A 21497-nucleotide genomic window follows, 5' to 3' on the forward strand; every position below is an offset into this window, starting at 1 on the left:
GAGGACACATCATGCGTCTTGCAGCTGTATTGCTGGCCGCCGCCAGCGTCGTCGTTGCCGCTGGCGCCGCCAAGGCCCAGGTTCCTGTCAAGATCGGCGTTCTCAATGACCAGTCGGGCCTTTACGCCGATCTCGGCGGCCAGGGCTCCGTGTGGGCCGCCAAGAAGGCGGTCGAGGACTTCGGCGCCGCCGCCAAGGGCCTCAAGGTGGACGTGATCTTCGCCGATCACCAGAACAAGGCCGACGTCGGCACCTCCATCGCCCGCCAGTGGTACGACGTGGATGGCGTGGACGTGATCGTCGACACGCCGAATTCCGGTGTTGCGCTCGCGGTGAACACCGTCACCAAGGAAAAGAACAAGGTCTTTATCAATTCCGGCGCGGCCACCTCCGACCTGACCGGAAAAGCCTGCACGCCGAACACCGTGCACTGGACCTACGACACTTGGGCGCTGGCCAATGGCACCGGCAAGGCCATCGTGAAGAACGGCGGAGACACCTGGTTCTTTCTTACCGCCGATTACGCCTTCGGTCATGCGCTCGAGCGCGACACCTCCGAAGTGGTGAAGGCCAACGGCGGCAAGGTGGTCGGCTCCGTGAAGGTGCCGCTCAACAACTCCGACTTCTCCTCCTTCCTGCTGCAGGCTCAGTCGTCCAAGGCCAAGATCATCGGCCTCGCCAACGCCGGCGGCGACACCATCAACTCCATCAAGCAGGCGTCGGAATACGGTATCGTCGATGGTGGCCAGAAGCTCGCTGGCCTCCTCATCTTCCTCACCGACGTGCATTCGCTCGGCCTGAAGGTGGCGCAGGGCCTGAACCTGACCTCCGCTTGGTACTGGGACCAGACCGACGCTAACCGCAAGTTCGCCGACGCCTTCGCGGCGGCCAACGGCGGCAAGCGCCCGACGATGGTGCAGGCTGGCGTCTATTCGGGCGTGCTGCATTATCTCAAGGCCGTCGCAGCGCTGAAGTCCGCCAAGGACGGCGCTGCGGTCGTGGCCGAGATGAAGAAGATCCCGACCGACGATCCGCTGTTCGGCAAGGGTGAGGTGCGGGCCGATGGCCGGCAGATCCATCCCATGTATCTCTATGAGGTGAAGAAGCCGTCGGAGTCGAAGGGCCCCTACGACTACTACACCCTGAAGGGTACCATCCCGGCCAACGAGGCCTTCCGTCCCATCGGCGAGGGGGACTGCCCGCTCGTCAAGAAGGGCTGATCCAGCATCGGGTGGGGCGGGTCCTCAGGGCCCGCCCGATCCTCTTTCGTTTCCGGTACCCTCAGTTCCGGCTGTCGCTTGCGGTTTCCGCCGTTTCCTCCTGACGAGACGGGTCTTCGATGTTCGAGCTTCTCGGCATTCCCCCCCAGGCCCTGTTCGGGCAATTGCTTCTGGGCCTGATTAACGGCGCCTTCTACGCCATGCTGAGCCTCGGGCTCGCGGTGATCTTCGGCCTTTTGAACGTCATCAACTTCACCCACGGCGCGCAGTACATGATGGGCGCGTTCGGGGCGTGGATGTTGCTGAACTATGCGGGCATCCCCTTCTGGGGGGCGCTGGTGCTGTCGCCCATCGTGGTGGCGATCATCGGCATGGTCATCGAGAGGACGCTGCTCAAACGGCTGTACCATCTCGATCATCTGTACGGCCTGCTGCTGACCTTCGGCCTAGCCCTCATCCTCGAGGGCCTGTTCCGCCGGCAGTACGGCTCGTCGGGCCTGCCCTACAACAACCCGCTGCCGGGCGGCACCAATCTCGGCTTCATGTTCCTGCCCAACTACCGCGCCTTCGTGGTGGCGGCCTCGCTGGTGGTGTGCCTTGCCACCTGGTTCGTGATCGAGCGCACCAAGCTCGGCTCCTACCTGCGCGCCGCCACCGAGCGGCCGGACCTGGTGCAGGCCTTCGGCATCGACGTGCCGCGCATGATCACGCTCACCTACGGCTTCGGCGTCGGCCTCGCCGCGCTCGCCGGCGTGCTCGCCGCCCCGGCCTATCAGGTGAGCCCCACCATGGGCTCCAACCTCATCATCGTGGTGTTCGCGGTGGTGGTTATCGGTGGCATGGGCTCGATCATGGGCGCCATCGTCACCGGCTTCGGCCTCGGCGTCATCGAGGGCCTGACCAAGGTCTTCTATCCCGAGGCCTCGTCCACCGTGATCTTCGTCATCATGGCCCTCGTGCTCATGGTGAAGCCCGCCGGCCTGTTCGGCACCGCCAAATGAACAGCCCCAGGAAGTGAGGCCGCAGCGATGAGCTCTGCAACCCATCCCGCCGCCGCCCCCGCCACCTCGGGCGCCGGCTCCAATGCCATGATCCTGTTCGCAGTCGCCGCGGTGGCGGTGCTGCTGGTGGCGCCGTTCGGCGTCTATCCCGTGTTCCTGATGAAGGTGATGTGCTTCGCGCTGTTCGCGTGCGCCTTCAACCTGCTGCTGGGTTACACGGGTCTCCTGTCGTTCGGCCACGCCATGTTCTTCGGCGGGTCGGCCTACATCTGCGCCCACACCACCAAGGTGCTGGGCTTCACGCCGGAGCTCGCGCTCCTCGCCGGTGTCGCCTTCTCGGCGGTGCTGGGCCTGCTCGCGGGCCTGCTCGCCATCCGCCGGCAGGGCATCTACTTCGCCATGGTCACGCTGGCTCTGGCGCAGATGTTCTTCTTCTTCTGCCTGCAGGCGAAGTTCACCGGCGGCGAGGACGGCCTTCAGGCGGTGCCGCGTCGGCCGCTGTTCGGCGTCATCGACATCAGCCAGGACATCCACCTGTACTATTTCGTGCTGGCGATCTTCCTGTTCGGCTTCTTCGTCATCTACCGCACCATCCACTCGCCCTTCGGGCAGGTGCTGAAGGCGATCCGTGAGAACGAGCCCCGCGCCATCTCGCTCGGCTACCGGGCGAATCAGTACAAGCTGCTGGCCTTCGTGCTCTCGGCGGCGCTGGCGGGTCTCGCCGGTTCCACCAAGGTGCTGGTGTTCCAGCTCGCCTCGCTCACCGACGTCGCCTGGCAGATGTCGGGTGAGGTGGTGCTGATGACGCTGGTGGGTGGCATGGGCACCGTGCTCGGCCCGGTGGTGGGCGCGGCGGTGATCGTGACCATGCAGAACTACCTTGCCGGCCTCGGCGAGTGGGTGCTGGTGATCCAGGGCGTCATCTTCGTCCTCGCTGTCTCGCTGTTCCGCCGCGGCTTCGTCGGCGAGGTCATCGCGGTCTGGCAGCAGATGAAGGCCCGCAAGGCCAACAGCTAGGCCGTCAGTCTCCGGCCAGTGGCCGGCCCGACATCCTCCCACCCCGCGGGCGTCCATCGTCCGCGGGGTTTTTCGTTTCAAGGGGGCCGCTCCGGTCAGCGGCGGCGCACGTTATCCATGGCGAAGACGGCAAGGCCGGCGGCCAGTCCCCACACCGGCGCGCCGAGGCCGAGGGCACTGATTCCCGAGGCCGTGGTGGCGAAGGTCACGATGGCGGCGGTGCGGTCCTTGTCCACATTCAGCGCGGCGGTGAGCGAGCCGGTGAGGGGGGCGATCAGCGCCAGCCCCGCAATGGTGGCGACCAGCGCCGGCGGCAGCGCCGCGAACACCGCCACCAGCGAGGCGCCCGCCGCCGCCAGCAGCAGATAGAACAGGGCATAGACCGGCCCCGCCTTCCACCGCGCCCGCGGGTCCGGGTCGCAGTCCGGCCCGGTGCACAAGGCGGCGGTGATGGCGGCGAGATTCGAGGCATGGGCGCCGAACGGCGCGGTGAGCACCGAGGCGATGCCGGTGGTGGCGAGGATGGACCGGACCGGCGGCACGTAGCCGCTGGCGGTGAGCACGGCGAACCCGGGCAGGTTCTGCGATGCCATGGTCACAAGGAACAGCGGCAACGCGATGCTGATGAGCACGCCGCCGTCGAACTCCGGCGTCACCCAGACCAGAGCGGAGAGTTCCGGCGCCGGCATCGGGCCGACCGCGCCAAGCCCGAGGGCCGCCCCGATGCCGGCGACGAGCGCCGCCGGCACGGACCAGCTCGGCGCGAGCCGGCGGGTCAGGAAGAAGGCGGCGACCACCGGCAGGACCAGCGCGGGGCTCTTCACCGCATGTTCGGCCAGCGCCGTGACGAAGCGCACCAGCACGCCCGCGAGCATCGCCGCCGCCACCGCGACGGGAATGCGCGCCACCAGCGTGCCGAGCGGTTTGATCGCCGCGCAGGCCACCATCATCAGTCCCGCCACCAGGAAGGCGCCGGCTGCCCGCTCCATGCCGATCCCCGCCCCGAAGGCGGCGAGCAGGGCCGCTCCCGGCGTGGACCATGCGGTGATGATGGGCAGGCGGTGGCGGATGGAGAGGAACGCGCTCGATCCCGCCACGGCGAGGCAGAGCGCCGCGACCCAGGACGACGCCTGCGCCGGGCTCGCCCCCACTGCGGCAGCGGCGGAGAGGATGAGGGCGAGCGTGCCGCCGAAGCCCACGAGGGCGGCGACGAAGGCCGACACGATGGCGGAGACCGGCACGCTCAACTCCTCGCCTACATCTTCAGGGGGCCTCCGCCGGCAGGCTCAGGGGACCTGAGCCGACAGGATCGGGACGAGCGCCGCCAGCGTCTGCCGCCGGGCCACCTGTCCGAGCGATTCGGGGGAAGCCATGTCGAGGGAGGTGTAGCGCACGAAGACGGCGGTGCGGCCGTCCTTCTTCGCAAAGCCCATGAACCAGCCGAACGGCCGCGACCGGTCGATGCCTCCGTCCGGAAAGCGGCCAAAGCCCGAGCCGGTCTTGCCGAATGTCACCCAGCCCGCGGGCTGCTCGTCGATGGCCATGATGCGGATGGTCTCGTCGACGGCATCGGCGGAGACCGGCAGATCGCCCTTCAGCATGCGGCGCAGGAACTCGATCTGCTCGCGCGGGGAAATGACGAGGGAGGAGGAGATCCAGTAGCGTTTGCCGGGCTCCGCCTCGCCCTTCACGCCGCCCATATTCTCGTTGCCGTAGGCGAAGATCTTGAGGTAGTGGGCCATCCGCTCGCGGCCGAGCTCGGCGGCCAGCACCTCGGAATACCAGACCACCGAATTCTTCATCCAGGAGCGGGGCGTCTGGGGGCCGCGCGTTACCTCCCGTTCGAGGTCGGCGCCGGGCAGGGGCTCATAGACGGGCTTGCTGTCGCTCTTGAGGATGCCGGCGTCGTAGCCCATCAGCGCCAGCACCACCTTGAAGGTGGAGTTGGGCGGATGCCGCGCGGCGCACAGCCCCTGCTTCGCCAGCACCCGGGCGCTTTCGAGGTCGGTGACGAGCAGGCAGTCCTCCGCCGCGGCCGCCGGGCGCATTCCGAGGAGCGCCGGGACCAAGGCGAGGGACAAGGTGAGGGCGAGGCGGGCGAGGGGCGTTCCCGCCCCGGAGCGCGTCCGCCCCATCAGGAGGCCTTGGCCGGCTTGTCCACCAGACGCGGGGCGTAGGTGTGCTCCTTGGCCGGGAAGGTGCGGGCGCGCACCTCCTCCGCATAGGTCGCCACCGCCGTCTCGATGTCTGGGCCGAGGTTCGCGTACTTCTTCACGAACTTCGGCACACGGTCGCCGAGGCCGAGCATGTCTTCCAGCACCAGAATCTGCCCGTCGCAAGCCGGCGAGCCGCCGATGCCAATGGTGGGCGGGGCCACCTCCTCGGTGATGCGGCGGGCCAGGGGCTCGGCGATGGCCTCAAGCACGATAGAGAAGGCGCCCGCCTCGGCGATGGCGCGGGCGTCATCGAGAATGATCGAGGCCTCGGCATCGTCGCGGCCGCGCGCCTTGAACGAGCCGAGCGTGTTGATGGCCTGGGGCGTGAGGCCCACATGGCCCATCACCGGCACGCCGCGATCCACCAGGAAGCGAACCGTCTCGGCCATGCGGCGACCGCCCTCGAGCTTCACCGCGCCGGCGCCGGTTTCCTTGAGCACGCGGGCGGCGGTGTGGAAGGCTTCGGTGGGGCTCGCCTCGTAGCTGCCGAAGGGCAGGTCCACCACGATGAGCGCGCGCTGCGTGCCACGCACCACCGCGCGGCCGTGCACGATCATCATCTCCACGGTAACGGGGACGGTGGTCTCCAGCCCGTGCATCACCATGCCGAGGCTGTCGCCGACGAGGATCACGTCCACGTGGCGGTCGAGCAGGCGCGCCGTATGCGCGTGGTAGGAGGTGAGCGACACGATGGGCTCGCCCCCCTTGCGGGCCTGGATCTCGGGCGCGGTGATGCGGCGGGCATCGGCCTGAATGGACATGGCGTTCCTCTTGGCTTGGCCGCCGTCTGGGCTGCGGCCGGGGTCGTTCGCGGCTCCCGGGGGAGCCGTCCTCACCTGTGCGTTATTCTTGTTCCCCTGCGGCTATGGCCGCTTCTACATCACCGGCACGCCGACGACGTAGGGATGGAATAGGTAGGCGAGGGCGAGATAGAGCACCAGCCCCCCGCCCACCACCAGCGCGTCACCCGCCCAGTTCTTCGGCGCCACCGGGGCCGGCAGGTTGCGCCGCTTCAGCGAGATGCGGTCGAACACCGCCCACGCCAGCACCGCGCCGAACAGCACGATGGAGGCGATGTCGCCGTTGGCGAGGAGGTGTGCCACCGCCCACGTCTTCACACCCACCAGCATGGGGTGCTTGAGCCAGGCCTTCACATGGCTCGGCACATAGGCGGCGACGATGGCGATGGCGGCGAACAGCATGAGGAGCAGCGTGAGGTGCCGCATCCCGACCGGCGGATTCCACACCTGCAGCGGACCGGAGGCGCGCCAAAGCGCATAGCCATAGGCCGTGAGCAGGAGGCCGGACGCCGCCAGCAGGGAATAGAAGCCCTTGTAGGGACCTTCCCCCAATTGGGCGATGAGGCCGGCGCGCAGGCCCCTGACAGTCGTCACCAGATGGATGCCGAGGAAGACCACGAGGCCGAGCAGCATCATCACCATGGGGCAGGTCTCCTAAAGGCGCGGACCCGAAACGTCCGCCGCCGTCGGGCGGACCTTAGTTGGGCTGGAGCCGGATGGAAACGGGCAGCGAGTCCCAGCAGTTGGCGAAGAGCCAATGTCGCTTGGGCGGCATTACCTTGCGTGCAGTCGCAAGCGTGGCACTATGGCTGACGGGAGGGCAACGGGCATGAGTCTACCGTTGGTTGTGCAGCCCTGTGCCGGCCGGGCCGAGGCAAGGCATCTGCCCGCGATGCGCCCGTTGCCGGCTTCCGGCAGATGGCTGGCGGCGCTCCTCCTCGCGGCCTCTCTCGTCTGGGCGCTGGCCTTTGCCACACCGTCCTCCGCCGGCACCGCTACCGTGGTGGCGCGGATCGACCTGTCGCGGCAGACCATGACCGTGAGCGTGAACGGCATGCCGCAATATTCCTGGCCGGTCTCCACTGCCCGCCGCGGCTATGTCACGCCCACCGGCGCCTACCGGCCCCAGCGCATGTACCGCAGCTATTTCTCGCGCAAGTACTACAACTCGCCCATGCCCTACTCGATCTTCTTCAACGGGGGCTATGCCATCCACGGCAGCTACGAGGTGAGCCGCCTCGGTGCGCCGGCCTCGCACGGCTGTGTGCGGCTGCACCCGTCCAATGCCGCGACGCTCTATTCCCTGGTGCAGACCTACGGAGCGGGAAACACGCTGATTCTCGTCACGCGCTGAACGGGCGCCCCGCCGACCCTCGTCCGGCGCATGCGTGCCCTGCGGCGAATCCCTCGCAACAGGTCTTCTATTCGTCGCGCACCCATGGTATCGGCCACTGCCAACTCGTAGCGAGGTTCCAGAGCCCTTCGGCCAGCCCAAGGCTGGTTCGGCTCAGTCCCTCGTTCCGGCCCCGATCCAGCGGTCGCGTTCCGCGCCGCCACCAGGAGTTGGCCATGACGACCCCCAATGGGACTGCGCATTCGTCCGCGATCGACAGCCGCTCGCGCTTCCGCGAGGCGCTGACGTTCGACGACGTGCTGCTGACGCCCGGCGCCTCCGAGGTGATGCCCGGCCAGGTGGAGATCACCACCCAGCTCACCAAGACCATCAGCCTCAACATGCCGATCATTTCCGCGGCCATGGATACGGTGACCGAATCGCGGCTCGCCATCGCCATGGCGCAGGCCGGCGGTATCGGCGTCATCCACCGCAATCTCTCGCCCGAGATGCAGGCCGAGCATGTGCGGCAGGTGAAGAAGTATGAGTCGGGCATGGTGGTGAACCCCGTCACCATTCACCCCGACCAGACGCTCTCCGACGCGCTCGACCTGATGAAGCGCTATTCCATCTCCGGCATTCCGGTGGTGGAGCGGGGCACCGGCGGCATCGCCGGCCGCCTTGTCGGCATCCTGACGAACCGCGACGTGCGTTTCGCCCGTGACCCCGCCCAGCGTGTCGCCGAGCTGATGACCAAGGACCGGCTCGTCACCGTCCGCGAGGGGCAGGTGAACCAGGACGAGGCCAAGCGCCTCCTGCACCAGTACCGCATCGAAAAGCTATTGGTGGTGGATGCGGACGATCGCTGCGTCGGCCTCATCACGGTGAAGGACATCGAAAAGGCGGTAGCCTATCCCAGCGCCGCCAAGGACGAGCAGGGCCGCCTGCGCGTCGCCGCCGCCACCACGGTGGGCGAGGACGGCTTCGAGCGCACCGAGCGTCTGATCGACGCCGGCGTGGACCTTGTGGTGGTGGATACCGCCCACGGCCATTCCCGCAAGGTGCTGGACCAGGTGGAGCGCATCAAGAAGCTCTCCAACCGCACCCAGATCCTCGCCGGCAACATCGCCACCTCGGACGGCGCCAAGGCGCTGATCGATGCCGGCGCGGACGCTGTGAAGGTGGGCATCGGCCCCGGCTCCATCTGCACCACCCGCATCGTCGCGGGCGTTGGCGTGCCCCAGCTCACCGCCGTGATGGATGCGGTGGAGGCGGCGCTTGCTACCGGAACGCCGGTGGTGGCGGACGGAGGCATCAAGTTCTCCGGCGATCTCGCCAAGGCGCTGGCGGCCGGCGCGTCCGCCGCCATGGTGGGCTCGCTGCTCGCCGGCACTGATGAGAGCCCGGGCGAGGTGTTCCTGTTCCAGGGGCGCTCCTACAAGTCGTATCGCGGCATGGGCTCGGTGGGCGCCATGGCCCGCGGCTCGGCCGACCGCTACTTCCAGGCCGAGGTGCGCGATACCCTGAAGCTCGTGCCGGAAGGCATCGAGGGTCAGGTGGCCTACAAGGGCCCGGTGGGTGCCGTGCTCCACCAGCTTGCCGGCGGCCTGCGGGCGGCCATGGGCTATGTGGGCGGCAGCAACCTGAAGGAGTTCCGCGAGCGCGCCCGCTTCGTGCGCATCTCCTCGGCCGGCCTGCGGGAGAGCCACGTTCACGACGTGACCATCACCCGCGAGAGCCCGAACTACCCGACCAGCGTCTGAGGGCGAAAGTCCCCTGCATGAACACCGGCACGGCTCAGCCCGTGCCGGTGTTGCCACCGCGCATCCGGACCACGAATTCCACCAGGAAGGCCGTGGACCAAGCCACCATCATCGGCCCGATCAGCGATTCGAATCCGGCCACCGCCCGGAAGGACTTGGCGATGGTCACACCGTCGGGGCCGAGCGTGGTGTAGGTGGAGAGGGAATAATAGATGGCGTCCCGCGGGTCGCCGATCGCGTCGAGCAGCACATAGGCGGCCGCCCAGATGCAGACTTCGGCGAGATGCACGAGGCTGAGGCTGAGCACCGTCGCGCTGATGATGACGGCTTCGACGAAGACGTGGTCGGCGTAGACCTTCCCGCTGATCCGGTGGGTGAGGCGCCGACGGATGACCGTCAGCGAGATCGCGTGGGTGACGACGGTCAGCATCGCCAGCACGATGCAGGTTGCGATCACCGCCAGAACCGCGCCCGAACCTATATTTCCATCCATGTCCCGAGCCCGATCTCCGTCGCCAAGGGCGTCGCGGCGATCATATCACCGGCGCAATGGCGGACGAGCCGACGCACCGCGAAACTTCGCTTGCGACGAAGCGTGAGCGAGGTGGCACGGCCCTGAAACCTGACGAAACGGAAGCTTACGATCGGTAACTTGTTCCCACTTCCGCAGCGGGATGCCTAAGGTTAACGTCGGGGTAGGGGCGGCAGTTGAGGGGACCGGACTGGCACCGCAAGGGGCGCTGGGCGGGCCCAACTCCCTTGGAGCTGCCGTCTCATGCCCGGACCCATTCCGCGCGTGGAGTTTGCTGTCGTCGGTGTGCAGAAGGCCGGGACGACGGCGCTTTTCCACTTCCTTTCGCAGCATTCGCGTATCTGTGTACCCTCCGCCAAGGAGCTGCATTTCTTCGACGACGACACCCGCTGCTGGAACGGTCCGGACTATCGCGACTATCTCAGCCGTTTTCCGCGACGCCGAGGACGCGTCGCCGGGGAGGCGACCCCCTCGTACATCTGGTGGCCCAATGCGCTGGAGCGTCTTCATGCGCACAATCGCGACGTTAAGGTCATTGCCCTGTTCCGCGATCCGGCCGACCGTGCCCATGCCCATTGGCGGATGAGCCGAGCGCGGGGGCTGGAGACGATGGATTTCTCCAATGCCATCCGCGCCGGTCGCAGCCGGCTCGACGGGCTTGCACCGAACGATGCGCGGCACAGGCATTTTTCGTATGTGGAGCGGGGCTTCTACGGTGCCCAGGCGGAGCGGCTGCTCTCCATCTTTCCGCGGGCGCAGGTTCTGATGCTGCGGCAGGACGACCTCGCCCTGCGCCATCGCAACACACTCGCGCGCGTGTTCGACTTCCTGGAGCTTGAGCAGGAGCCGGTCGAGGCGCGCAGTGTGTTCGTCGGCGACACTGCGGCGCCCATGGACGAGGCGGATGCGGCGTATCTCACTGACACCTATGCGGGTGATCTGCCACGCTTCGCCGGTCTCAGCGGGCTCGATGTCTCGGACTGGCCAACCGCGCGCCGGGCGCCCTGCAAGTCGTCAGGCTCAGGAGGTCACGCGCCGCGGCGGGGGTCCTTGGGCGGGGTCACATCGATCATGCCGCTGTCGTCCGGCGTCCCGTAGGTGCGCGTCTCGCGCAGGTCGATGACGCGGAAGGAAAAGCCGCCGTCGCGCTTCATGCCGGGCGCGCGCCCGGTGACGAGGGCATAGACGCCGCCGCCAATGACCAGGGCGGTGATGACGATGCCCGCCACCAGGATGAGTCCGCCCACGAGCGTGAAGAGGGCGAGGCCGACGAGACCCGCCACCACAAGACCGGCGATGCCGCCGAAGATGTTCACGAGCTGTTTCATGATTGAAAGACTGCCGGCCAATTCAGGCGGAAATCCGAGCGGCGCCGCTGCCGTGCGCGCAACCGCTTCGTGACCGACCGGATGGGGGGCGGCGGATCAGTCCGCCGCGCCCTCCTCGTACTGCTCCAGTGCCGGCTCCCGGCCGATAAGGCGGGCGAGCTGGCGCAGGCGGTTCTGCACCCGCTCGTTGATGAGCGGTACCAGTTGCTTCGGCACGCTCAGGGCGAGCTGGTCGCCGCGCACCTTCAGCGGCATGCGGGGCAGGATGCCGGGCATGGCGGCGGACAGCACATAGGCCACCCGCATGGCCGCGCCGAGGATGCGGGCGCGATCCAGCATCCCGGTGGTGACGAGTTCCAGAATGCGAGTGTCGCTCTCGTCGGCACCCAGGCCCACGTGGCGGAAATAGACCGACAGCGCCACATAGGCGCGGCCGGGATGATCGATGCCGGCGAAGGCGGCATGGGCGATCATGTTGAGGCTCTGCTCGCCGCGATAGTCGGGATGGGCGCGCCAGCCCACGTCCGCCAGCAGGCAGGCGGCGCGGCGCAGGCGGCGCTCTTCCTCCGCTTCTTCCAGCACCGGCGCCGAAGCAAAGAAGCCGTCGGTCCAGGCCACCAGCTCCTCGCCATGCAAGGGCGAGCGGGAGCGCAGGACGTTCATCTCGGCGGCGGCGATGAGCAGCGGGTCACCGGCGCGCTCGGCTTCCGGCAGCAGCGAATAGAGCAGGCCCTCGCGCACGCCGAGCGCCGAGATGACCACCTCGGACGGGCGCCCCTGCCGCACGATGTTCTCCAGCACCAGCGCGCCATAGGCCAGAAGTGGGCGGCGCGCGTCGGAGATCACGTCGATATGGGCCAGCGCCTCGGTGTCGGCGCGATGGACGATGCGGGTGAAGTCCAGTGCCTCGCGGGCCGGTATCACGTAACCGTGCATCACATGCAGGGGATAGCCCTTGGTGAACATGTGCAGGCGCGCGAGCGCCCGCCATGTGCCGCCCACCGCATAGAAGGTGCGGCCGGCGAGGCCTTCCAGAACCTGCGCCTCGGGGATGGTATCGCGGACGATCTTCTCCGCCTTGCGGGTCGAGCGAGAGGACCGGTCCTGCAAGGCGAGGCCGCCCAAAGGCAGGGTCACCCCGGTGCCGACATAGCCCGCCTTCACGTCCACCAGCTCCAGCGAACCGCCGCCGAGATCGCCGACGATGCCGTCCGGCGCATGGACGCCGGCGACGATGCCGCAGGCGGCGAGCTCCGCCTCCCGCTTGCCGGTGAGCAGCTCGATGCGGGTGCCGCAGATGGCCTCGCACTCGGCGATGAAGGCGGGGCCGTTCTGGGCGTCACGCGCGGCGGCGGTGGCGAGGGCATGGACCTCGCCCACCTGCATCGCATCACAGAGCGCACGAAAGCGCTTCAGCGCGGCGAAGGCGCGATCGACCGCATCCTGCGGGAGCCGGCCGGTGGAGAGCACCTCCCGGCCGAGCCCGCACAGGGCCTTCTCGTTGAAGACCGGCGTCAGCGCACGGTTGAGCCCCTCGTACACCACGAGGCGCACCGAGTTTGAACCGATGTCGATGACGGCAACCGGCGCCCCGTGGGACAGCCGGCCGGGTGCATGCGTCAACTCAGCGCCCGCCTCCGCGGCGGACGAAGAGGCTGCGCGGCGAAGAATCCTTGAGAGACTTTCCACGTCCGGACAAGCTCGGATTGGTCATGAAATACTGATGGGCGTTGAACGGTTCCTCGCCCGGCGCCGGGACTATGCGTTCCGACGAGCCATCCGGCAAGACGCGCCAGCTCTGCTGGTTGTCGATCAGGTTGGCAACCATGATCTGGTCCAGCACCTGCTCGTGCACGGTGGGGTTGGTGATGGGGCACAGGGTCTCGACGCGGCGGTCGAGGTTGCGCGGCATCAGGTCGGCCGAGGAAATGTAGACGATGGCGTTCGGGCTCGGCAGGCCGTGGCCGCCGCCGAAGCAGTAGATGCGCGAGTGCTCCAGGAAGCGCCCGACGATGGATTTCACCCGGATGTTCTCGGACAGCCCGGGAATGCCGGGCCGGAGGCAGCAGATGCCGCGGATGACGCAATCCACCTGAACGCCGGCGGCGCTCGCGGCATAGAGCGCGTCGATGATCTCGGGATCCACCAGCGAGTTGCACTTCAGCCAGATGGCCGCCGGACGGCCGGCCCGGGCGAACTCGATCTCGTCCGCGATGTGCTTCATCAGCCGCGGCTTGAGGAAGGACGGAGACACGGCCATGGCGTCGAGCTCGCCGGGCGTCGCATAGCCGGTGATGAAATTGAAGATGCGGGCCACGTCCTGGGCGATCACCGGGTCGGCGGTGAAGAAGGAGAGGTCGGTGTAGATGCGCGCCGTGATGGGGTGGTAGTTGCCGGTGCCCACATGCACGTAGGTGGCAAGCTGGGAGCCTTCCCGGCGTACCGCCATGGAGAGCTTTCCGTGGGTCTTCAGCTCGATGAAGCCGAACACCACCTGCACGCCGGCCCGCTCCAGGTCGCGCGCCCAGCGGATATTGGCTTCCTCGTCGAAGCGCGCCTTCAGCTCCACCAGCGCCGTCACCGACTTGCCGGCTTCGGCCGCCTCGGCGAGCGCCTTCACGATGGGGCTGTCGGAGGAGGTTCGGTAGAGGGTCTGCTTGATGGCGACGACATTGGGGTCGCGGGCGGCCTGGCGCAGAAACTGAACCACCACGTCAAAGGATTCATAAGGGTGATGAACGAGAATGTCCTTCTCGCGAATAGCGAGAAAGCAGTCTCCGCCGTGGTCGCGGATGCGCTCGGGAAATCGGGCGTTGTAGGCTTGGAACTTGAGGTCCGGGCGGTCGACCGAGACGAGCTGGGAAAACTCGTTCAGCGCCAGCACGCCGTCGACCACGAAGATTTCGTCGTCGTTCACGCCGAGTTCGCGGGCGACGAAGGTGCGCAGCTCTTCCGGCATGGCGGCGTCGGCCTCCATGCGGATCACCTCGCCGTAGCGGCGCTGCTTGAGCGCGGTCTCGAACAGGCGGACGAGGTCTTCCGCCTCTTCCTCGATTTCAAGGTCGCTGTCGCGGATGACGCGGAACACACCCTGTCCCTTCACCGCATAGCCGGGGAAGAGCCGCGCGATGAACAGCCCGATCATCTGCTCCAGCGTCATGAAGCGCAGCGTGCCGGTGCCTTGGTCCGGCAGGCGGATGAAGCGGTCGACCTTGGCGGGGATGCGGATGAGCGCGTTCATGCCCCGCCCATCCGACTGGCGGACGAGCTGGAGGGCCAGCGAGAAGCCGAGATTGGGGATGAACGGGAAGGGGTGGGCCGGATCGATGGCCAGCGGGGTCAGGACCGGGAAGACATGATTGAGGAAGTGCCGCTCAAGCACCTCCATGTCCTCGGGCGTCCCGTCCGGCCCATCGATCAGCACGATGCCGGCTCCGGCGAGGTCGCGCCTGAGCTCGCGCCAGCGACCCTGCTGGTCCGAGATCAGCTGGGCGGCGGCGCTGAGGATGGTGGTCAGCTGCTCGGAGGGGGTGAGCCCGTCCGGGCTCGGGGTCTGCACGCCCTCGCGCACCTGCTCCTTCAGGCCGGCGACGCGGACCATGAAGAATTCATCGAGGTTGTTGGCAGAGATGGAGAGGAAGCGCAGCTGCTCCAGCAGGGGATGATTGCGGTTCTCCGCTTCCTCCAGCACGCGGCGGTTGAAGCCGAGCCAGGAAATCTCGCGGTTGATGAACCGCTGCGACGACTGCGCGAGCGGGCTTTCCACTTCGGAGACGACCTCGGTGTCGGAGAGAGCCACAGCCTCGTTCATTCCCATTCGCTCCCGTCGCTCCCTCATGCCGTATTGGCGGAAACCGGCCGGACCATGGCTGGCTTGGATGACCACTCTATGACATTGGCCGGCCGTGCGCGCTCCTCAATCGTCCGCGTCCGGATCGGCCCCGGCGTGGGCCGCGTCCGTCGGGCCGCCGGCCGCCAGCACCTGGGCGGCGAGGGCGCGGGTCACCGGCCGCCGGGCGGCCAGCGCAGCCTGATCGAGCGCCTCGACGATGCGCTGGGCGCCGGCCACCGAGCGCGGGATACGCAGCAGCAGATATTGCACGGTCGCCTCGTCCACTGCGAGCTGGCGGTCGGCGAACAGCTTCACCAGCACGGCCGCGAGCAGGGAATCGTCCGCCGGGGCGATCTCGAACACCGGGATGGCCCGCAGCCGGGAAGCGAGGTCGGCAGTGGCCAGGGTGAAGCCGGAGGGCGGCGTGCGCGCGGTCATCAGCAGGTAGGCCTGCTGCTCGCGGGCGAGATTGAGCAGGTGGAAGAGGGCCGGCTCGCTGAAGGTGGCCGGGTCGAGGTCCTCCAGCACCAGCGCGTCGCGGGCGAGGGCCGCCGGCACCGCCTCGCGCACGAGGTCCGAGGCGGCAAGCGTCAGGGCGCCCGAGCGCTCGGCGAAGATGGCGGCGAGATGGCTCTTGCCCGCGCCTTCCGGGCCGACGAGGCAGGCGACGCGCGACGGCCAGTCGGGGAAGGCGTCGATCAAGGCCAGCGCTGCAGCATTGCTCGGCGCTGCGAGGAAGTCCTCGCGGCGCAGGGCCGGCTGGTTGGGCAGATCGAGGGGAAGCTGTCGCGGCGGCTCGGCCGGGGTGCGGGGCATCGGGTCAGCGCGTCTCGGCCGGCGGATCATCTTCCGCCGCGCCCTGATAGAGCGAGGATTGCATGTAGCGGGCGATGGCGAAGCGTACCAGCACGCCGGCCACTGCCGTGAGCGGAACCGCCAGCAGCAGGCCCACGAAGCCGAAGAGATAGCCGAAGGCGAACAGGGCGAACATCAGCCACACCGGATGCACGCCGATGCTGTCGCCCACCAGTTTCGGCGCGAGCACATAGCCCTCGATGGTCTGGCCGGCCACGAAGATGGCGAGCACCGTGCCGATCATGCTCCAGTCCGGGAAGAACTGGACGATGGCCACGCCCATGGCCAGCACGAAGCCGGTGAGCGACCCCACATAGGGGATGAAGGTGATGACCCCCGACACGATTCCGATCAGCAGGCCGAAATTCAGCCCCACCATGGAGAGGGAGACGGCATAGAAGCCGCCGAGCAGCAGGCAGACCGTCGCCTGGCCGCGCACGAAGCCGGCCACCGCATTGTCCATGGCGCGGGCGAGGCCACGCACCACCGGGCGGTGGGGTACCGGCACCAGCCGGTCCACCAGCCCCACCATCTCGTTCCAGTCGCACAGGATGTAGAACACCACCACCGGTGTCACCACCAGCAGCGCGAACAGCGAGAGGAGCGCCTGCCCGCCGGACCAGACCGACGACAGCAGGCTCAGCACATGGCTCACCCCCTGGGTCATCAGGTCGGAGATGGAGCGCTGCATGTCGGGCAGGCGATCGCCGACGATGCCGCTCAGCCATTCCCGGTTCTCTTCGGTCAGAAGGCCTTGCAGGCGCGTCACATAGGACGGCAGGCGCTGGATGAACTCGAACAGCTGGGACGACAGGATGGGCAGCGCCAGCAGGAAGAACAGCATCACCAGCAGCAGCATGATCCCCACCACCACGAGGGCGGAGAGAGTGCGGGCCACGCCGATGCGCTCGAGGCGCGCGACCACCGGATTGAGGAAGTAGGCGAGCACGATGCCGGCCACGAACGGCAGGAGGATGCCGGAGAGCAGCCACAGGACGATGGCGGTGAGCAGCAGCGCGCCCACCCAGAAACGGGCCTGGATGCGCACGGAGGTTCCCTCCATCCCGGAATGGATCGGCACGGGCATGCGGGGGAGCCGGGCAAACGCGGCACCGCGACGCGCCGGCGACGTGGGGTCGCTGCGGAGTTCCGGCATGCGGGTGCGGTCGCCGTCCATCACCTTGCGCCTTTCAATCGGCCGCCCGAAGAGGCGCCGATCCTGAACCGTTGCCCCTCAGCTTGCCATATGGCGCGTCCATGCGGCGAGATAGGCAGCGGCGGAAAGGCCCGTCAAGAGGCCGACAAGCACCAGCCCCAGATCGTACAGGCCGGGCACGGTCACGCCGAAGCCGGCCGTGGCCAGCACGATCGCCGCGAAGCTGATCTGCGCCGCCGTGTTGACCTTGGAAATCAGCAGCGGACTGATCGTCACCGGCTTTGCCATCACCAGCGACAGCACCACCGCGCCGATGATCATGAAATCCCGCGACACCACGGCGATGGCGACCCACCGCGGGATGAGCCCGACCACCGCCAGCGTCACGTAGATGGAGACGAGGAGTGCCTTGTCGGCCACCGGGTCGAGGTAGGAGCCCAACTCCGTCTGCATATGGAAGCGCTTGGCGATGAAGCCGTCGAGCGCGTCCGAGATGCCGGCGGCCAGGAACAGCCAGAAGGCGAGCAGCGGCTCGCCGGAGGCGATGGCCCACACCACGGCCGGCACCAGGAAGATGCGCAGCAAGGTGATGATGTTGGGGATGCTCACGGCTCTTCCGCCACCCTGATAGCGTTGAAAGGCCAGACAACAAAAGCGGGCGCGGGCGGTTCCGCGCCCCGCTCAGGCGCTGATGCGCTCGATTTCGGCGCCGCAGCGAGACAGCTTCTCTTCCAGCTTCTCGAAGCCGCGGTCGAGGTGGTAGACGCGCTGGACCATGGTCTCGCCCTCGGCGGCGAGGCCGGCGATGACGAGGGAGACCGAGGCGCGCAGGTCGGTGGCCATCACCGGGGCACCGGTCAGGCGCTCGACCCCCTCCACCACGGCGGTGTCGCCGTCGAGGTGGATGCGGGCGCCGAGGCGGGCCAGCTCCTGCACGTGCATGAAGCGGTTCTCGAAGATGGTCTCGGTGATGCGCGAGCGCCCCTTGGCCTTGGTCATCAGGGCCATCAGCTGGGCTTGGAGGTCCGTCGGGAAGCCCGGATAGGGGGCGGTGGAGACCTCCACCGGCAGGATGCCGGCGCCGTTGCGGCGCACGCGGATGCCTTCGTTGGTGGCGTCGATCTCCGCGCCGGCGTGGCGCAGGGTCTCCAGCGCGTCCTCCAAGAGGTCCGGGCGGGCGCCGGCGAGCATCACGTCGCCGCCGGTCATGGCGGTTGCCATGGCATAGGTGCCGGTCTCGATCCGGTCGGGCAGCACCGCGTGGCGGGCGGCCTTGAGGCGTGGCACGCCCTCGATGCGGATGGTGGAGGTGCCGGCCCCCTCGATGCGCGCGCCCATCTTGATGAGGCAGTCGGCCACGTCGACGATCTCGGGTTCGCGCGCGGCGTTCTCGATCACGCTCTCGCCGCGGGCGAGGGCGGCGGCCATCAGCGCGGTATGGGTCGCGCCCACCGACACCTTCGGGAAGACGATGCGGGCGCCGGTGAGCCCGCGCGGCGCCTTGGCCAGCACGTAGCCGGCGTCGATCTCGATGTCCGCGCCGAGGGCGCGCAGGGCGTCGAGGTGGAAATCCACCGGCCGGGTGCCGATGGCGCAGCCGCCGGGCAGGGAGACCTTGGCGACGCCCATGCGGGCGAGCAGCGGTCCCACCACCCAGAAGGAGGCGCGCATCTTCGACACGAGTTCGTAGGGGGCGACGGTGTCCACGATGACGCGGGCGTCGATCTCCAGCGTCTGGCCGGCATAGGGGTCGTCCCCGTTGCGCTTGCCGTTGGTGGTGATATCCACGCCGTGATTGCCGAGGATGCGCTGCAGCAGCGCCACGTCCGCGAGACGCGGCACATTCTCGAGAATCAGCTTCTCCTCGGTCAGGAGGCTGGCAATCATCAGCGGCAGGGCTGCGTTCTTCGCGCCCGAGATCGGGATGGTGCCCTTCAGCTCGTTGCCGCCGACGATGCGAATCTTGTCCATGCCGTCCTGTCCTTGCCTTGCGGGCGGCGCCCCCCTGAGCCGGCCGTAAGCGGGTGTAAGAGAGAAGCTCTAGCCCGCCTCGCCGTCCGGCACAATCGCGGGCTTTCCCTCGGACGGGGCGCTGCTACCACCCGTTGCGGGATTTCCACCGGAAGCCTCGGGCGAGGGATTTTCCTCCTGCGGGGTGCGCCGCGCGCGGGCCTGCGCCTTGCGGCGCTGGAGATTGGCGCGCAATGCGGCGGCGAGGCGGTCCGATCGATCCGTGTCAGAAGCCATGATGTTCCCCTTTCGTGCCATTAAAGGCGCGGGTGAGCCGGCGCAAGGGCACCCTTTCTCCTTACCTTTGCGTGCATTGCTGGCCTTGCCGCAGGGAGTGTGCTAACGAGCCCAATTGCTGGGCCGGGGGCACGCGGGCGTTCACGCGCTCCACCATCCGCGCGCGGCGCGAGGACGGACCGACGGAATCTCGTCTCCTTCGCGACGGAGGGGGGCTGGGCACGGCGGAAAAAAGGCATTATGCCCTCCTCCAGCCGCCGAACGGCAACGGGATTATCCGAACAACCGAGGGTTCGATCTATGAGTGACATCGCCGAGCGGGTGAAGAAGATTGTCGCGGAGCATCTGGGGGTGGAACCCGAGAAGGTCACGGAGAGCGCCTCCTTCATCGACGATCTCGGCGCCGACAGCCTCGACACCGTGGAACTCGTGATGGCCTTCGAGGAGGCTTTCAACTGCGAGATCCCGGACGATGCCGCCGAGACCATCCTGACTGTGGGCGACGCGATCAAGTTCCTGGAAAAGAACGCGGCTTGATCCATTCGCGTGTCCATCTGGCGGTCGCGTGGCGCCTGGCGCCCGCGGCCGTTGTTGCACCGGGCCGCGCGCCAGGCGCGCTGATCGCCCGCCTCCCGGAGTTTTTCCCATGAGACGTGTTGTCGTCACCGGCCTCGGCATGGTGACGCCGCTCGCCTGCGGCGTCGAGCCGACCTGGCGGCGGCTTCTTGCCGGCGAAAGCGGTGTCAAGGCGATCAGCCATTTCGAGGTGTCCGACCTCGCGTGCAAGATCGCGGCGAACATCCCGCGCGGCGACGGGTCCGACGGCACCTACAATCCCGACCAGTGGATGGAGCCGAAGGAACAGCGCAAGGTCGATGAATTCATCGTCTTCGCCATGGCCGCGGCCACCCAGGCCCTGGACGACGCCGGCTGGCATCCCACGGAGTACGAGGACCAGATCGCCTCGGGCGTCCTGATCGGCTCCGGTATCGGCGGCATCGAGGGCATCGCGGATGCGTCTCTGCTGCTGAAGGATCGCGGCCCGCGCCGCATCTCGCCCTTCTTCATCCCCGGCCGGCTCATCAACCTCGCCGGCGGCTACGTCTCCATCCAGCACGGCCTCAAGGGACCGAACCACGCGGTGGTCACGGCCTGCTCCACCGGCGCCCATGCCATCGGCGACGCCGGCCGTCTGATCGCCCTCGGCGATGCCGACGTGATGGTCGCGGGCGGCACCGAATCGCCGGTCAACCGGCTCTCCATCGCCGGCTTCGCTGCGTGCAAGGCGCTCTGCACCGCCTTCAACGACGACCCCATCCACGCCTCGCGCCCCTACGACAAGGACCGCGACGGCTTCGTCATGGGCGAGGGCGCCGGTGTCGTGGTGCTTGAGGAGCTGGAGCACGCCAAGGCCCGCGGTGCCAAGATCTACGCCGAGCTGGTCGGCTACGGCCTTTCGGGCGATGCGTTCCACATCACCGCCCCGTCCATGGACGGCGACGGCGCCTATCGCTGCATGTCGGCGGCGCTGAAGCGCGCGGGGATGACGGCGGATGACATCGACTACATCAACGCCCACGGCACCTCCACCATGGCCGACGAGATCGAGCTGAAGGCGGTGGAGCGGCTGCTCGGCAATGCGGCGGCCAAGACCGCCATGTCGTCGACCAAGTCATCCATCGGCCACCTGCTCGGGGCCGCCGGCTCGGTGGAGGCGATCTTCTCCATCCTCGCCATCCGCGACCAGATCGCCCCGGCGACGCTGAATCTCGACAATCCGTCGGTGGAGACGCCGATCGATCTGGTGCCGCTGACGCCCAAGCCGCGCAAGATCGACGCCGTGCTCTCCAATTCCTTCGGCTTCGGCGGCACCAACGCGTCACTGGTCTTCCGCCGCTACGCCGCCTGATGCGGCCCGACGGCCGGGCTCGTGCCCGGCCGCACGACGCTGGGACAGCCTGCCCCCGTCACGCCCGAATGTCCCTTTAGCAAGCCGCCAAAAGGTGGCTGACTGCCCCGCCGACATGGCGGGAGCCTTCGCCGACGACAAGGGAGCCCGGGATGGCCCAGTCCAACGACGGATCATCGACGCGCGAGGAGCCGGGGGAGGCCGGGGGTGCGGCAGCCCCCACGTCGGCATCTTCCGAGCCTGCCGTGGCGCAATCTCACACCGGCGCTGGTGAGGAATCGCCGCTTC

The 21497-nt window shown here is 68.0% G+C and carries 21 protein-coding genes; 8 read left to right on the top strand and 13 right to left on the bottom strand.

The window, feature by feature from the left end:
- Positions 1-11 precede the first annotated feature (11 nt).
- The 3 genes from D7006_RS06000 (at position 12) to D7006_RS06010 (ending at position 3238) form a co-directional block, all read left to right on the top strand.
- On the top strand, positions 12-1220 hold the full coding sequence (locus tag D7006_RS06000) for an ABC transporter substrate-binding protein (RefSeq protein ID WP_237355923.1): 1209 nt from the start codon (positions 12-14) through the stop codon (positions 1218-1220).
- A 119-nt stretch (positions 1221-1339) separates the two neighbouring features.
- Positions 1340-2221: a branched-chain amino acid ABC transporter permease gene (locus D7006_RS06005; RefSeq protein ID WP_237355924.1), complete on the top strand. Its 882-nt coding sequence runs from the start codon at positions 1340-1342 to the stop codon at positions 2219-2221.
- A 27-nt stretch (positions 2222-2248) separates the two neighbouring features.
- Positions 2249-3238, top strand: a complete 990-nt coding sequence (locus D7006_RS06010; protein WP_229645743.1) for a branched-chain amino acid ABC transporter permease — start codon at positions 2249-2251, stop codon at positions 3236-3238.
- 95 nt (positions 3239-3333) lie between these two features.
- Here D7006_RS06010 and D7006_RS06015 read toward each other — a convergent pair whose 3' ends face one another.
- The 4 genes from D7006_RS06015 to D7006_RS06030 all read right to left on the bottom strand — a co-directional run bounded on the left by D7006_RS06015 (position 3334) and on the right by D7006_RS06030 (position 6896).
- Positions 3334-4479 carry a benzoate/H(+) symporter BenE family transporter gene (locus D7006_RS06015; protein ID WP_237355925.1) on the bottom strand — a complete coding sequence of 382 codons (1146 nt, stop codon included), beginning with the start codon at positions 4477-4479 and terminating at the stop codon, positions 3334-3336.
- A 45-nt stretch (positions 4480-4524) separates the two neighbouring features.
- Entirely contained in the window at positions 4525-5373 is an 849-nt protein-coding gene (locus tag D7006_RS06020; RefSeq protein ID WP_237355926.1) for a penicillin-binding transpeptidase domain-containing protein, read from the bottom strand.
- Positions 5373-6215, bottom strand: coding sequence for a 3-methyl-2-oxobutanoate hydroxymethyltransferase (gene panB, locus D7006_RS06025; protein WP_169122637.1), 843 nt, complete (start codon positions 6213-6215; stop codon positions 5373-5375). Before panB ends, D7006_RS06020 begins: the two co-directional genes overlap by 1 nt.
- Positions 6216-6329: 114 nt before the next feature.
- A complete protein-coding gene (locus tag D7006_RS06030; protein ID WP_169122636.1) occupies positions 6330-6896 on the bottom strand; it encodes an NnrU family protein in 567 nt (188 codons plus the stop codon).
- Between the two features lie 187 nt (positions 6897-7083).
- Here D7006_RS06030 and D7006_RS25375 point away from each other — a divergent pair, with 187 nt between their 5' ends.
- Both D7006_RS25375 and guaB read left to right on the top strand, forming a co-directional pair.
- The gene (locus tag D7006_RS25375) at positions 7084-7608 is read left to right on the top strand and encodes a L,D-transpeptidase (protein WP_371745045.1); all 525 of its coding nucleotides are present in this window, start codon (positions 7084-7086) and stop codon (positions 7606-7608) included.
- A 215-nt stretch (positions 7609-7823) separates the two neighbouring features.
- Positions 7824-9350, top strand: coding sequence for an IMP dehydrogenase (gene guaB, locus D7006_RS06040; RefSeq protein WP_169122634.1), 1527 nt, complete (start codon positions 7824-7826; stop codon positions 9348-9350).
- A 34-nt stretch (positions 9351-9384) separates the two neighbouring features.
- Here guaB and D7006_RS06045 read toward each other — a convergent pair whose 3' ends face one another.
- Positions 9385-9843: an ion channel gene (locus D7006_RS06045; protein WP_237355927.1), complete on the bottom strand. Its 459-nt coding sequence runs from the start codon at positions 9841-9843 to the stop codon at positions 9385-9387.
- A gap of 282 nt (positions 9844-10125) precedes the next feature.
- On the opposite strand from D7006_RS06045, the gene D7006_RS06050 reads away from it, so the two are divergent.
- Entirely contained in the window at positions 10126-10980 is an 855-nt protein-coding gene (locus D7006_RS06050) for a sulfotransferase (protein WP_237355928.1), read from the top strand.
- Here D7006_RS06050 and D7006_RS06055 read toward each other — a convergent pair.
- From D7006_RS06055 to D7006_RS06090, 8 genes are all read right to left on the bottom strand, one after another.
- On the bottom strand, positions 10911-11210 hold the full coding sequence (locus D7006_RS06055) for a hypothetical protein (protein WP_229645750.1): 300 nt from the start codon (positions 11208-11210) through the stop codon (positions 10911-10913). The genes D7006_RS06050 and D7006_RS06055 overlap by 70 nt on opposite strands.
- A gap of 96 nt (positions 11211-11306) precedes the next feature.
- On the bottom strand, positions 11307-12833 hold the full coding sequence (gene ppx, locus D7006_RS06060; RefSeq protein WP_237355929.1) for an exopolyphosphatase: 1527 nt from the start codon (positions 12831-12833) through the stop codon (positions 11307-11309).
- A 1-nt stretch (position 12834) separates the two neighbouring features.
- A complete protein-coding gene (locus D7006_RS06065) occupies positions 12835-15021 on the bottom strand; it encodes an RNA degradosome polyphosphate kinase (protein WP_229645752.1) in 2187 nt (728 codons plus the stop codon).
- Positions 15022-15126: 105 nt separating this feature from the next.
- Positions 15127-15858 (bottom strand): chromosomal replication initiator DnaA, encoded by a 732-nt coding sequence (locus D7006_RS06070; RefSeq protein WP_237355930.1) that lies wholly within the window; start codon positions 15856-15858, stop codon positions 15127-15129.
- Between the two features lie 4 nt (positions 15859-15862).
- Positions 15863-16945, bottom strand: a complete 1083-nt coding sequence (locus D7006_RS06075) for an AI-2E family transporter (RefSeq protein ID WP_229645753.1) — start codon at positions 16943-16945, stop codon at positions 15863-15865.
- Positions 16946-17131: 186 nt separating this feature from the next.
- Entirely contained in the window at positions 17132-17662 is a 531-nt protein-coding gene (locus D7006_RS06080; RefSeq protein ID WP_169122628.1) for a CDP-alcohol phosphatidyltransferase family protein, read from the bottom strand.
- A 72-nt stretch (positions 17663-17734) separates the two neighbouring features.
- Complete coding sequence (murA, locus tag D7006_RS06085; RefSeq protein ID WP_237355931.1) at positions 17735-19024, bottom strand: UDP-N-acetylglucosamine 1-carboxyvinyltransferase; 1290 nt, start codon at positions 19022-19024, stop codon at positions 17735-17737.
- 69 nt (positions 19025-19093) lie between these two features.
- A complete protein-coding gene (locus D7006_RS06090; protein ID WP_237355932.1) occupies positions 19094-19300 on the bottom strand; it encodes a hypothetical protein in 207 nt (68 codons plus the stop codon).
- Between the two features lie 300 nt (positions 19301-19600).
- Between D7006_RS06090 and D7006_RS06095 the strand changes: the two genes are divergently transcribed.
- Together D7006_RS06095 and fabF are read left to right on the top strand one after the other, a co-directional pair.
- Positions 19601-19837 carry an acyl carrier protein gene (locus D7006_RS06095; protein ID WP_012115109.1) on the top strand — a complete coding sequence of 79 codons (237 nt, stop codon included), beginning with the start codon at positions 19601-19603 and terminating at the stop codon, positions 19835-19837.
- A gap of 109 nt (positions 19838-19946) precedes the next feature.
- Complete coding sequence (fabF, locus tag D7006_RS06100) at positions 19947-21209, top strand: beta-ketoacyl-ACP synthase II (RefSeq protein WP_169122625.1); 1263 nt, start codon at positions 19947-19949, stop codon at positions 21207-21209.
- Positions 21210-21497: the final 288 nt, after the last annotated feature.

Origin of the sequence: Xanthobacter sp. YC-JY1 (assembly GCF_021730305.1) — a bacterium.
GTDB lineage: Bacteria > Pseudomonadota > Alphaproteobacteria > Rhizobiales > Xanthobacteraceae > Xanthobacter > Xanthobacter flavus.

What these genes read in the sequence shown, in the direction of transcription:
- panB (WP_169122637.1), bottom strand. Translation starts at nt 6,215, where the DNA reads ATGTCCATTCAGGCCGATGCCCGCCGCATCACCGCGCCCGAGATCCAG.
- D7006_RS06000 (WP_237355923.1), top strand. Translation starts at nt 12, where the DNA reads ATGCGTCTTGCAGCTGTATTGCTGGCCGCCGCCAGCGTCGTCGTTGCC.
- D7006_RS25375 (WP_371745045.1), top strand. Translation starts at nt 7,084, where the DNA reads ATGAGTCTACCGTTGGTTGTGCAGCCCTGTGCCGGCCGGGCCGAGGCA.
- D7006_RS06045 (WP_237355927.1), bottom strand. Translation starts at nt 9,843, where the DNA reads ATGGATGGAAATATAGGTTCGGGCGCGGTTCTGGCGGTGATCGCAACC.
- D7006_RS06095 (WP_012115109.1), top strand. Translation starts at nt 19,601, where the DNA reads ATGAGTGACATCGCCGAGCGGGTGAAGAAGATTGTCGCGGAGCATCTG.
- D7006_RS06090 (WP_237355932.1), bottom strand. Translation starts at nt 19,300, where the DNA reads ATGGCTTCTGACACGGATCGATCGGACCGCCTCGCCGCCGCATTGCGC.
- D7006_RS06020 (WP_237355926.1), bottom strand. Translation starts at nt 5,373, where the DNA reads ATGGGGCGGACGCGCTCCGGGGCGGGAACGCCCCTCGCCCGCCTCGCC.
- guaB (WP_169122634.1), top strand. Translation starts at nt 7,824, where the DNA reads ATGACGACCCCCAATGGGACTGCGCATTCGTCCGCGATCGACAGCCGC.
- D7006_RS06065 (WP_229645752.1), bottom strand. Translation starts at nt 15,021, where the DNA reads ATGAACGAGGCTGTGGCTCTCTCCGACACCGAGGTCGTCTCCGAAGTG.
- D7006_RS06005 (WP_237355924.1), top strand. Translation starts at nt 1,340, where the DNA reads ATGTTCGAGCTTCTCGGCATTCCCCCCCAGGCCCTGTTCGGGCAATTG.
- D7006_RS06050 (WP_237355928.1), top strand. Translation starts at nt 10,126, where the DNA reads ATGCCCGGACCCATTCCGCGCGTGGAGTTTGCTGTCGTCGGTGTGCAG.
- D7006_RS06055 (WP_229645750.1), bottom strand. Translation starts at nt 11,210, where the DNA reads ATGAAACAGCTCGTGAACATCTTCGGCGGCATCGCCGGTCTTGTGGTG.
- D7006_RS06030 (WP_169122636.1), bottom strand. Translation starts at nt 6,896, where the DNA reads ATGGTGATGATGCTGCTCGGCCTCGTGGTCTTCCTCGGCATCCATCTG.
- murA (WP_237355931.1), bottom strand. Translation starts at nt 19,024, where the DNA reads ATGGACAAGATTCGCATCGTCGGCGGCAACGAGCTGAAGGGCACCATC.
- D7006_RS06070 (WP_237355930.1), bottom strand. Translation starts at nt 15,858, where the DNA reads ATGCCCCGCACCCCGGCCGAGCCGCCGCGACAGCTTCCCCTCGATCTG.
- D7006_RS06010 (WP_229645743.1), top strand. Translation starts at nt 2,249, where the DNA reads ATGAGCTCTGCAACCCATCCCGCCGCCGCCCCCGCCACCTCGGGCGCC.
- fabF (WP_169122625.1), top strand. Translation starts at nt 19,947, where the DNA reads ATGAGACGTGTTGTCGTCACCGGCCTCGGCATGGTGACGCCGCTCGCC.